At 32.8% G+C, this 12021-nt stretch carries 11 protein-coding genes; 3 read left to right on the top strand and 8 right to left on the bottom strand.

The features are described from left to right. Positions 1–503 precede the first annotated feature (503 nt). Positions 504–938 carry a nitroreductase family protein gene (locus SM9_RS05435; protein WP_269744804.1) on the bottom strand — a complete coding sequence of 145 codons (435 nt, stop codon included), beginning with the start codon at positions 936–938 and terminating at the stop codon, positions 504–506. Positions 939–1253: 315 nt separating this feature from the next. Between SM9_RS05435 and SM9_RS05430 the strand changes: the two genes are divergently transcribed. Further along, a complete protein-coding gene (locus tag SM9_RS05430; protein ID WP_058739172.1) occupies positions 1254–1655 on the top strand; it encodes a pyridoxamine 5'-phosphate oxidase family protein in 402 nt (133 codons plus the stop codon). 679 nt (positions 1656–2334) lie between these two features. Here SM9_RS05430 and SM9_RS05425 read toward each other — a convergent pair. Continuing rightward, positions 2335–3765: a B12-binding domain-containing radical SAM protein gene (locus tag SM9_RS05425; protein WP_058739171.1), complete on the bottom strand. Its 1431-nt coding sequence runs from the start codon at positions 3763–3765 to the stop codon at positions 2335–2337. A gap of 147 nt (positions 3766–3912) precedes the next feature. Here SM9_RS05425 and SM9_RS05420 point away from each other — a divergent pair, with 147 nt between their 5' ends. After that, positions 3913–4707: a 4Fe-4S binding protein gene (locus SM9_RS05420; protein WP_083495844.1), complete on the top strand. Its 795-nt coding sequence runs from the start codon at positions 3913–3915 to the stop codon at positions 4705–4707. A 34-nt stretch (positions 4708–4741) separates the two neighbouring features. On the opposite strand, the gene hisG is transcribed toward SM9_RS05420, so the two are convergent. Then, on the bottom strand, positions 4742–5731 hold the full coding sequence (gene hisG, locus SM9_RS05415) for an ATP phosphoribosyltransferase (protein ID WP_058739170.1): 990 nt from the start codon (positions 5729–5731) through the stop codon (positions 4742–4744). A 142-nt stretch (positions 5732–5873) separates the two neighbouring features. On the opposite strand from hisG, the gene SM9_RS05410 reads away from it, so the two are divergent. After that, positions 5874–6701, top strand: coding sequence for a class I SAM-dependent methyltransferase (locus tag SM9_RS05410; RefSeq protein WP_058739169.1), 828 nt, complete (start codon positions 5874–5876; stop codon positions 6699–6701). Between the two features lie 48 nt (positions 6702–6749). On the opposite strand, the gene SM9_RS05405 is transcribed toward SM9_RS05410, so the two are convergent. The 5 genes from SM9_RS05405 to SM9_RS05385 form a co-directional block, all read right to left on the bottom strand. After that, on the bottom strand, positions 6750–7937 hold the full coding sequence (locus tag SM9_RS05405) for a cytosine permease (protein ID WP_058739168.1): 1188 nt from the start codon (positions 7935–7937) through the stop codon (positions 6750–6752). Between the two features lie 59 nt (positions 7938–7996). After that, complete coding sequence (gene surE, locus SM9_RS05400; protein WP_058739167.1) at positions 7997–8812, bottom strand: 5'/3'-nucleotidase SurE; 816 nt, start codon at positions 8810–8812, stop codon at positions 7997–7999. Between the two features lie 75 nt (positions 8813–8887). Further along, the gene (locus tag SM9_RS05395; protein ID WP_058739166.1) at positions 8888–9928 is read right to left on the bottom strand and encodes an aldo/keto reductase; all 1041 of its coding nucleotides are present in this window, start codon (positions 9926–9928) and stop codon (positions 8888–8890) included. Positions 9929–9968: 40 nt separating this feature from the next. After that, positions 9969–11060 carry a radical SAM protein gene (locus SM9_RS05390; RefSeq protein ID WP_058739165.1) on the bottom strand — a complete coding sequence of 364 codons (1092 nt, stop codon included), beginning with the start codon at positions 11058–11060 and terminating at the stop codon, positions 9969–9971. A gap of 67 nt (positions 11061–11127) precedes the next feature. Then, positions 11128–11973: a pyridoxamine kinase gene (locus SM9_RS05385; RefSeq protein WP_058739164.1), complete on the bottom strand. Its 846-nt coding sequence runs from the start codon at positions 11971–11973 to the stop codon at positions 11128–11130. Between the last annotated feature and the right edge of the window lie 48 nt (positions 11974–12021).

Here is a 12021-nt window from a genome sequence, read left to right as displayed (position 1 = left end):
TCTCAATAATTCCGCTGTTATTTGCCTAAATTAATAACAGATAAGTTCATGTTTTTTTAAAAATAAAAATTATAAACTTATATAACTATTAATTTTATAATATGAAATTATAGCATTATAAGTAACTAAATTTTTAAAAATTAAGATTGTTACATTATAAGTTAACAAATAAAGTAATTTTGTTTGTGAATCAATGAAACTATGTCCTGAAATTTCTTTTACAACATCACCAATAATCAATAATGAATCAGAACCATGCAAGTTAAATATTCACAATTTTTTAAGATTCCTTTCAATTAAAATTTTCAAAAAATAAGTTTTGAATAACTACATGTTTATCATTAATGCCTTTTTTTACAATAATAAGTTAAAAAAATGAAAGATAACATTTATAGGAATAGCAAATGTTATTTTAAATATTTATTGAAGTTACAAAGAGCATCTTCCACTAGATAATGCGGCTATTACTCCACCATCAATATTAACAATGTTTATTTTTGGAATTAATCAATGTAGCGTATTTTGGATTTGTCAATATCTTCAGGAGTGTATGGTCTTGGGGTTTTGTTGCTGTGGCCAAATGCAAGAATTCCAACAATCCTGTAATGTGAGTCGAGATTAAGAATATCCCTGACGACATCTTCACAATCCTGATCGCCTTTTGTTTTTAAGTGTACCTGAACCCAGCAGCTTCCGATATCAAGTTCTGTGGCCATCAGATGCATGTGTGTCAATGCGATTGATGAATCCTCAACCCATGTGTCTGCAAGGTTTCCGTCTGCAATAACAACTATTGCCTTATTTGCTCCTGCTATTAATTTGGCACCCATGTCCTTTGATTCGGACAGTTCTTTTAAGGTTTTCTTGTTGCTGACCACTATAAATTCGCATGGTTTTCTGTTCATTGCAGTTGGTGCAAGTAATGCGGATTCAAGTATTAATTCAAGGTCTTATTTTGAGATTTCCTCATCACTGAATTTTCGTGTGCTTCTTCTTTTATACATCAAATCTATAAGGTTCATGTTTAACAGTATAATATTACTGTAAAAAATAATTTTCCATATATCACTTTTTGATGTTTCTGTTATGAATCCATTCACGATGCTTGCCAATAACTACCCTAATGATAACATCAATCCAATCAAGGCCATCGAGTAATTACCAAATGGTAACCAAGTAACTCACAGGTTACAAAAACGATTTATATGCCTTAAAATAAACTATAAACAACAAATTATTAGGAGATTTAAAAAATGAGCGATGTAATAGAATTTTTACAAGAAAACTCTTTAATATATTTAGCAACCAGCGGACTTGACGGAAATGCAAAAGTAAGACCAATATTATTTTACTTTGAAGAGGACGGAAAACCATACTTCTGTACTGCAAACACCAAACCAATGTTTAAAGAATTGGACGCTAACCCTAACTGTGAAATGGTTGTTGCAACCCCTGAATTTGCATGGTTAAGAATTGCAGGTAAAGTGGAATTCACTGACAACCTCGACTTAAAACAAAAAGTAATTGACTCCAATGAATTGGTTAAAGCATTATATGAAACTGCTGACAATCCAACATTTGAAGTGTTCACAGTAACCGGTAAAGCAACTATTGCTGATTTCTCCGGAAACCCACCAAAATCCTACGAATTATAAAACCAAAAATAGAAATGAGGACATTTTACTCATTTCACAAATCTTTTTTTTAAAAACAACATTAACATTAACGATTGAGATTTCAAAAGTTGTTTTCCCCTGCACTTCGATACATATGCAAGAGTTTGGAAAAGAAAAACATTAACAACCATTGGCGTTAATGTGAAATTCAAATCAGATAATTAAAGCAAAAGAACTTGGCATAAATATTTAGATGAAAAATAACTGCAATCCATTAATCACCCTCTTTTACCTCACCAACCAAGAATGGCAAGTCCGAATTATATAATTTTTGATTCTTTTTAACTAGTTTTATTACTGTTGGCATAATAATACCATCAGGAGTATGACACTTATAAACCTGCCAATATCTGTACTTTAGGTAAAATGGTCATTATTGTTTAATAAATCATAAAAACAAAAAAAAGCTGGAAAAAACCCTATTTAAGGCAGAATATTGAAATTAATGAATATTCATGAAATGATAATTATTAAGATTAATTTTAATCCTCTACATAGAATTAAATTTTTATTCAAAAATTAAAATAAATAATCAAAATATTAAAAATACAAACTATAATTTTAATACTTACAAATTAAAATATCAGAATAATTAAATACATATTGAAAATACAGAACTCAAAAAATTATTCATAAAATGCAATTTTAATTATAAAAATTATTTTCCCTTATTAACATTGGTCTTATTGTAATCCGTATTACCATTGGTCTGTTTTGAAATGATTTGTCTTGAAACGCCCAGTACCGTTTTAAAAAGTATCAATCCATCCTGGGAAACCTGACGTATTAAATAACCAGGACGCAAATAGAATTTGAGAAATGCTTTCTTTTGAATGCTTCTAAGCTCTTTACTTGTACAGTCAACAGTCTGCAATACCGGATCTAAAAGAGTATATTTAGACCAGTCCTTAATGTTAATCAAATTCTTCTTGAAAGTCTCATTATAAAATCGAGTTCCTGGATATGGAGTAGCCAGACTGTACAATGCATAATTCGGATTCAGTTTTTTGACAAAATCAATAGTCTTTTTAATGCTTTTTTTAGTATCCTCAGGCATTCCTATTACACATGATGCAATAGTCCTGATTCCAACCTTGCGGGCAAGCCTAAATGCATTTTCAGTCTTATCAAGGGTGATGTTTTTATTCATTTTTTCAAGCATTTGCTGGTCAGCACTTTCTACTCCAATGAAAATGGTAATGCATCCCGCATCCTTCATTGTCTGCAGCAAATCCTCATCCAATGTATCTACCCTTGATGTACATCCCCACCAGAATTTAAGGTTACGCCTTTCGATTTCAGCACAAAAATCACTTACAAATTTCTTGTTCAGCGTGAATGTATCATCCATAAAAGCAATGGTATCAATATTCTGTTCCCTAAGCCTAATTTCAATCTCATCAACTACATTGGTATAAGACCTTCTTCTTAATTTATGGCCATGTAGTGCGGCTGATGAGCAGAATGAACACTGCATAGGACAACCTCTTGTTGTAATGATTGTAGCGACATTTGTTGTAATATTTAAAATCCTATACTTTTCCATTGGGAATAAATGAAATGCCGGAAAAGGGAGTTCATCCAAATCTTCTATAATCGGGCGGTCTAAAGTTAAAATTAGTGATCCATCATCTTCATCATGAAATGCCAATCCCTGAACAGTTTTTAAATCTCCACCATTTTCAATAGTCTCAACAAGCTCCAAAAGAGTGTATTCTCCTTCACCCCTGACTACAACATCAACGCTTTCTTCCTCGAGAACACTTTCATATTCAAATGTAGGATGATATCCTCCGAGGACAACAACAGTGTCCGGTTTGACTTCCTTGATTTTATCTGCAGAATCAAGTGCAACCCCAATTGTTGGTGTCAATGCACTAATGGATACGATATCAGGATTTCTTTTTAAAATTTCATCTCCAATTTCATCATAGGTCAGTTCCAAAGCTGAAGCATCCAAAACATCAACATCATAACCGTTCTGTTCAAGCACTGCAGCCATATAACCTATCCCAAGAGATGGTGCTACTACACCCAAAAATTTATATTTGGAATTTGTTTGAGGCGGATTTAAAAAAGTGACTTTCATGATATCCCCATAAAAAAATCATTAGTATTATTAAATAAATATTTTTATGTATATAAAATTTTTGAATTATTATTTAATTATAATTTAACTCAGCAAGAAAAACAATTTAACCCTTGAAAGACATAATAAATATTATATGGTGAGTAAATGGAGAAAATGAAGTCTGTTGTTAAAAAAGAGTTATGTGTTTCTTGCGGATGCTGCATTAAAGTATGTCCAAAAGATGCAATTGAAGTTAAAGATGGAATATATGCACATATCAATCAGGATTTATGTATCGGATGTGGAAAATGTGTAACTGAATGTCCAGCATCAATCATTGAGGGTGAATATTCAAAAATAGATAATAAAGTTCGCTTTAAGAAATGGTATGATTATCTGTGGATTTTTTCAATAGCATATTTTGCTTTGGGATTTTTCAATATAATATTTGCATGGTTAGGTATGATATGCTTTATACTTCCTTTATTGTTTGCAATATTTAAGGGAAATAAGGCATTTTGCAACCGTTACTGTGATAGAGGTCAATTATTAGGATTGATTGGTGGACGTTTAGGCTTATCAAGAAAAAGAAGTCCTCCAAAATGGATGTATTCAAAATATTTTAGATACGGTTTTTTAATATTTTTCTTTGCAATGTTTTTTGTAATGCTTTGGAATACTTATTTGGTATTTGCAGGAACCAAAAGCCTTTCACAGGCAGTTACTGTTCTTTGGACATTTAACGTTCCTTGGTCATGGGCATATCACGGAAATATAATAGCTCCGTGGGTTTCACAGTATGCATTTGGATTTTACAGTGTGATGCTTACATCAACAATATTGGGATTACTGACCATGCTTCTCTTTAAGCCAAGATCATGGTGTGTTTACTGTCCTATGGGAACCATGACGCAGGCAATATGTAAAGTAAAAAGCATGAAAAAAAATAAATTTCAATAAGGATGTTATTAATAACATCACTTATCTTTTTTTACTAGTAAACCAATTGTTTCAAGTCATTTCTTATAATTGAAGTGGCATCAAATTTCTTAATTGCATCAATCATTTCAGGGAATCTTGATTTTGGAATCAAAACGTTAATCTGTGAAAAGTCAGAACCTGAATTGATTGTAGGTTCATCTGCACAAAGCTTATTTTCAATCAAATATTTAGAAACTTCTTCAATTTTGGAATTGGAAATGTTGAACTTAACGTCAAAATATTTTTTCGCTGTAATTGCACCCAATAGCTGTTCATAAATCATTTTAGCCTTATCAAGCTTTTCCTCAGTGCAGTCTCCACTTGCATAAAGACCAGCGGAAGATTGCAAAATCGTTTCAATTTCCTTTAATCCTGCTTTTCTCAAACTGCTTCCGGTTTGAGTATTGTCAACAATCAAGTCCGCACCTTTTGCAATGTAAACTTCAGTTGCACCGTCAGAATTGATAACCTGAACCATCTCATTGTCACCGTCAGTCAGTCCTCTAACCTGAACAAAAGGCACAGCATCACCATATATTTCCTGATATACCTCATTTTCCATAATGAATTTTCTAGTCAGATTAGGATATTCTGTAAAGCATAAAATTGGTGTTTTTCTATCCTTATTGGCTCTAAAAAAGTCAGATAAATTATCATATGGTGAGTCCTTAGGAACGGCAACTATCAAACGAGTTTTTCCATAATCCAAATCTCCAATTTTAATGGTGTTTGATTCCCTTAGGACGGATTCTTCTTTAATCCAATCTTCACCGACAATTCCAATATCAACCATTCCCCTGTTCAATTCTACAGGAGTTGATTGTGGACGAGTCAAAAAGGCAACAATGTCTTCATCATTTAGAATTTCAATCTCATAAGATTCATCACCAGGTTCATAACCCTTTACTTCATATCCCGCATCAACAAACAATTGATGAGTATTTCCTCTTTTCACATTATTTAAACTTCCTTTTGGAAGTCCCAATATTATCTTTTCATTCATATTAATACCTAAAAATGATTATATATTTTAAAATATTTATTCATTTTTATTATTTTTAAAATTTACAATTGAAAATTTTTAATACAAAAGTATTTTTAGGTTAAACTAAATATCTTATTAATATCGATAAATGGTGTTTAAAATGAAAAAATTTAAGATTGAAAAGAATTCTGTTCAGGAAACATTGATGATTCCACTTATGGGAAGAGTAATAGCTCAAAGAAAGTTTCCTAACCTTATTAATGACCCTACTGCTGAAGAAATTATTAAAAAAATAGACTATGATTTCTCCAGTCAGGAAAAGAAAATGACCTCCATTTTTGGAGTTTATGGAGCATTAGAAGTATCCCAAAGAGAATATGATTTGGAATGGGAAATAAAGGACTATTTAAAATCAAACCCCAAAGCAAGTGTGGTCAATTTAGGCTGCGGACTTGATGATTTGTTTAACCGTGTCAATAATGGAGAATGCAGAGGTTTCAATATAGACTTTGAAGATGTGATAACAGCAAGAAATAAACTGCTACCCCCTTTAGAAAATGAAAAAAATATAATCCACAATATCAACGATACTGAATGGTTTAGCGAAATTCCTCATGAAAATGGCGTTATATTTGTAGGTTTAGGCTTGTTTTACTATTTCACTTTTGATGAAGTAAAATCATTGTTCACAAAGATGACCGAACACTTCACCACAGGAGTTATTGCATTTGACATTACAAACAAACGAGGACTCAAATTGATGCTGAAAACATTAGTAAAAGACTCTGCAATATCAGACATTGATTCCTATTTCCACATTAAGGATGTTAATGAGCTGAATTCATGGACAAATAATTTCAAAAGAGTTTCATCCAAATCATATATGAACGGCTATAGAAAATTGGATGACATCAATATCATTTATAAATTATTAAATAAGCTTTCTGATTCATATGTAGGAATGAAAATAGTAAAAATTGAATTTTAAATCATATTTTTCAGCAATTTAATAAAATCATTTATAATTTTTTTCTATTTAAGAATTGGTGAATACCGATTTTTTAAACTTAATCCAAAGATATGAAAGCAATGATGATGCAATGACTGCAAGAAGGGTTGGTCCTAAAAAAACTGAATCCAAACCTGCGGATACCTGATAAATGATAAAACCAACAAACCATGCAAAAATATTCCAGCAGAAATCCTTTCTTTCATTGTGTTCATTTCCACAATAAAATGAGACAATAAGTACAGCAGCCATTGGAGCAAATACTGATGTAATGAGATAAAGAAAACTGATATAGTGATTCATAATACCTGAAATTGCAAGCAATGCACTTAAAAAGCTGACTATGACCCCCGCAATTTTAGGGTCTAATCTATTGAAAATTGCCTTTGCGGATTCCCCTGCAGAATTTGTTGCAAGAAAATTGGTCGTGACTGTTGAAAGCACCAGTATAAGAACTCCCTGAATTCCAAGACCTGCAATGAGAATGGCCTGGGAAATATCCAGTGTTCCAATTCCTACGATTTCTATGCCAATGAAATACATCCAAAGGCTTGCAATTGTATATGCTATAGCAGAAATTGCAGTTGCCTTGACAGGTTTTTTTACATCCTTTGTATAATCTGAAATCACAGGCAGCCATGAAACAGGCATTGCAATGGAAATTTCAAAAATATTCCAGAAAGTCAGTGCAGATGCATTGGCCACAGGCAAGGGCTGATATGACTTAACTGCAAACAGTTTAACTGATAACAGAATAAGCAATATTGTTAAAAGCATCATGATAATTGTTGTAACTTTTGAAGAGCGTTTCAATCCTATATATACCCACAGAGCAACAAGAACGGCAAGAATCATACATATTATCGGGAAAGCTATCTCAAGATTCAAACCCATCAGTGCCATTGCACCCTGTGCATTTAAAACAGCCACCCATGCTATTAGCTGCAATACATTCAATATGGCAAAAAACTTGGAACCGTAATTTCCGAATGTTGACTTTATTGATTCCATTGCATTTACCCTAAGGCGTGCTCCAATAAGGCCAACAGAAAAAAGCAATATTCCACCTATGATATGGCCAAGTATTAATGGAACCCAAACGGAACCAATTGAAGATGCAGATGCAATTTGTATACCTGCCTGAATTTCAGAAACAGAAATAGCAACTCCAAACCAGATTACTGCATTTGTAAACAGTCCCGTACGATTATCCATATTGTGCACCAAAGTAAATTATTTACTTTAATTAATTTATAAAAAAAATATAAAAAGTGTTACCACTCTTTTAATTCATGATAAGTCATATTTACATCAAGAGGAGTTAAACTTGGTCTTTTTTCAACCATCAATGCATATCCGTCACTATCCTTTTCATAATCCTTAACAAGATTTGATGTTATCATAATCAAATCATCACTTTCCTGATTTTCATCAAGAGGATAGTTGAATATCTCTGCCTTATCCAAGTCTGTATTGTCAATGACTTTCTTATCAAGCATCTTATGTGACAAAGTGGTAATTTTAACTTCTTCGCTTTCATAATTTGAAGGCACATTCAGATTGAATAAATCTACACCTTCGGGAAAACCGTCATTAATTATCTTTAAAACTAAATCATGGAGAACCTTTTTAGTCAAAGTAAAATCATAATCAACGTACCATTCCCCATTTTCATCCTGTTTGAATGATGTTTTGGGATCCATGAATAACGATACTGCAATAGCTGGAATGCCTAGACTTACTGCCTCAAAAGCAGCACAGACAGTGCCTGAAGAAGTGATATCGCAGCTTATGTTAACGCCCTGATTTATTCCTGTTATGACCAAATCAGGCCTTTCATCCATTACATAAGTTGCTCCAACAACAACAGAATCAGCTGGACTTCCAGATACAGAATAGGCTTCGCTTCCATCTGCAAGTTCACATGATTCAACTTTCAAATGCTTGAATAATGATAGGCGACGACCGACACTGCTATTATTCTCATCCGGAGCTACGACCACAACATTAGCCAAATCCTCAACAGCCTGTTTTGCAGCCAATATTCCTGGTGCAAAAACACCATCATCATTAGATATCAAAATATTCATAATTATTCAAACCCAAAAACTGTCTTTAATTAATAATATATCTTACATATTCTAGTTAAAAAATATTATTGAAAATTAAATCTTGTCTTTTGTGTGTTTGGCCCATACCTTTTCATTGTCGCTTGCTGAAACCTTATTGTCCGCCATGACCCCTACCAAATCATGAGCCATGTAAGGCTCCTCCAAATATTCGATATCCTTTTTAGATAAGTTCAATTCAACAGAATTTACAGCACCGTCAACATGATGCAGTTTGGTAGCTCCGACGATTGGAGATGTGACCTTATTGAGCAGCCATGAAAGGGAAACTTCTGTCATTGAAACATCATAATCACAAGCAAGCTCGTTTACCCTCTTTATGATTTCAAAATCCTGCTTTTCAGTTGACTGGTATTTCAGCTTAGCATAAAAGTCTTCATTCATCCTTTTGGAATCTTCACCCGGCATTCTTGATAATCTGCCTGAAGCCAGTGAACTATATGGAGTTGTTGCAATGTTGTCTGTCTGACAAAGCGGAATCATTTCACGTTCCTCTTCTCTAAAAATTAGATTATAATGTCCCTGGATTGACACGAACTTTGAAAAGTCATTGACTTCTGCAAGGGCATTAGCCTTTGCAAGCTGCCATGCAAAACAGTTTGAAATACCAATATATCTGACTTTGCCCTCCTCGATTATTTCATTCAATCCCTCCAATATATCATAAAGCGGAGTGTTATAGTCCCACATATGATAGATATAAAGGTCAATATAATCAAGACCCAAGTTTGAAAGGCTTTTTTCAACCATGTTATGAATATGCTTTTGACCTGAAACGCCATTTTTAATGTCCTCTTCTGAGCGAGGAAGGAATTTTGTAGCAATCACCACATCTTCGCGTGATGCATTTTCACGAACTGCCTTTCCCAGGTATTGTTCTGAAGTTCCGTTTTGATAGCCTATTGCTGTATCATAGAAATTAATTCCATTATCCAGTCCATTGGTGATTATTTCTATTGATTCCTTTTCCGGTAGTGTCCATGTATGCATTCCATTTGTAGGGTCTCCAAAACCCATACATCCCATACATATTTTACTGACATTTAAATGTGAATTTCCTAGTTTTGTATATTTCATATTTATTATTAAATAAAAAATATTTTAAATATGTTATCATTTATTTTTTCAATAGTTTCTGAACTTCCTTTTCATGCTCAAACAATACACATCCGCCTTCATGATGACTCATCAAAAGACCATTATTTCTAAGGGATTTAAAGAGATTTGATTCCAAAACTTCCAAGATGGATGTATCTTTTACATTAATGTCCGAATATGGTGAGGCAGGACATGGTTCAGCACCGCCATGTGAATTAATATGGAAAAATCCACGACCCGCTGCAAGACATCCCCCACTTTCCTTTTCATCACCGGGAAAAGACATGAAAAGCATATCAGGATATTTTTCTCTTAAATTGCAAATTTCATCTAACAAATAATCCCTTTGACTATCAGACAATACCAAATTTGTCGCACTTAAATCAACAGGAACATATTCAATGAAAAAAAGTACTTTAGAACCTAAATCATACAAATTTGATACAAATTCATCTGAAAGAGCATATGATATGTTTTCATTTGTAATTGTAATGGATGAACCGAAAATAAGATTATTGTCTTTCATGTAATTCATAGAATCAATCAATTGATTATATACTCCATCTCCCCTTCTTGAATCTGTAAGTTCCTTGTTTCCCTCAATAGATAATATGGGTATAATATTTCTGTTTTTATCAATTAAATCAAAATAGTAATCATCAAGCATTGTTCCATTGGTGAAAACAGGGAAGAGTATTTCTGGAAAGTTGCATGCCTTTAATATTACATCTTTCCTTAACAGAGGTTCACCTCCAGCAAGAACAATGAAATTGATGCCCAAATCTCTTGATTGAGCGAATATATCCTCCCAATCATCACCACTTAGCTGATTATTTGGAATGTTATCAGTGCATATTTCATTTGCTCTGGAATAGCATCCTGCACAATGGAGGTTACATCTGCTTGTAATGCTGGTAATCAGAAATGCAGGAATATTAATATCCTTTTTTGCATATTCCTTTCTTATTTTTGTAGCTTTTCTGCTATTTTTAATAAATTTAACTAGAAATAATGTTTCCTTCGGATTTTTGAATGTTGCTGAAATGGCATTTTTAACTATATTTTCAGCACCATTAGCCAAATATTCCTGAATATCAAAAGTCTTTTCCACATTTTCACCCAATGATTAATTATTTGAAAATGTAGGTATTTAAAAATATTTAAAAAAAATAAAATAGTTAAATTGATTTAAGCAATTTATAAATGTCTGGAATTACCTGTTCAAATTTAACTCCATAATTATGGCTTGGATCATCAATTGTCTTTTCAATTGACTTTTTGGTTAACTCACCTGCAATTTTTGCAGCAGAAGTCGGTGATTTGCCACTCAGGGATGATCCTACAAATGAAGAGGCAAAAACATCTCCTGTTCCATGGGACATATAATCTACCTTGTCATTATATACAATGTCCAATGAAGAATCTTTTTTGTCAAGAACAATCATTCCCATTTCATTATTATCATTTTGGTATCCTTTTAAGATTACATGTCTATTTGTAAATTTGGAAAGCTCATTTGCCATTTCAATCATTTCTTCTTTGGTAAACTGTTCTTTCCATGGTTTGCGTAAAATATAACATGCTTCGGTTGTGTTTGGAAGAATAAAATCTCCTAACTTACAAAGTTCACCCATTTTATCCGCAAATTCCTGGTCAAATCCATTATAAAATTCGCCATTATCTGCCATAGCAGGATCGACAAATACAAGTCCGTCCGGTTTCAGTCTTGAATCAATGATATCTTTAATATAGTCCAACTGTTCTATTGACCCAATGAATCCTGTGTAAATTGCATCGAAAAAAATTCCTTCCTTTTCCCAATGTTTGCGTATATCAGGCAAATCTTCAGTCAAATCCCTAACAGTATATCCTGAAAAACCAGATGTGTGTGTAGATAATACTGCAGATGGTAGAACAGCAGTTTCTATTCCGAATGCAGATAATATCGGCAACGCAACGGTTATTGAACATTGCCCATAGCAGGATATGTCCTGTATAGTTAAAATCTTTAAATTTTCATTCATTTTCTCAACCAAATTGATTTAATCATTACAATTGTTATGTATTATAGT

Origin of the sequence: Methanobrevibacter millerae, from assembly GCF_001477655.1 — an archaeon.
Lineage (GTDB): Archaea > Methanobacteriota > Methanobacteria > Methanobacteriales > Methanobacteriaceae > Methanocatella > Methanocatella millerae_A.
This window is presented reverse-complemented; position numbering and strand designations above follow the sequence as displayed.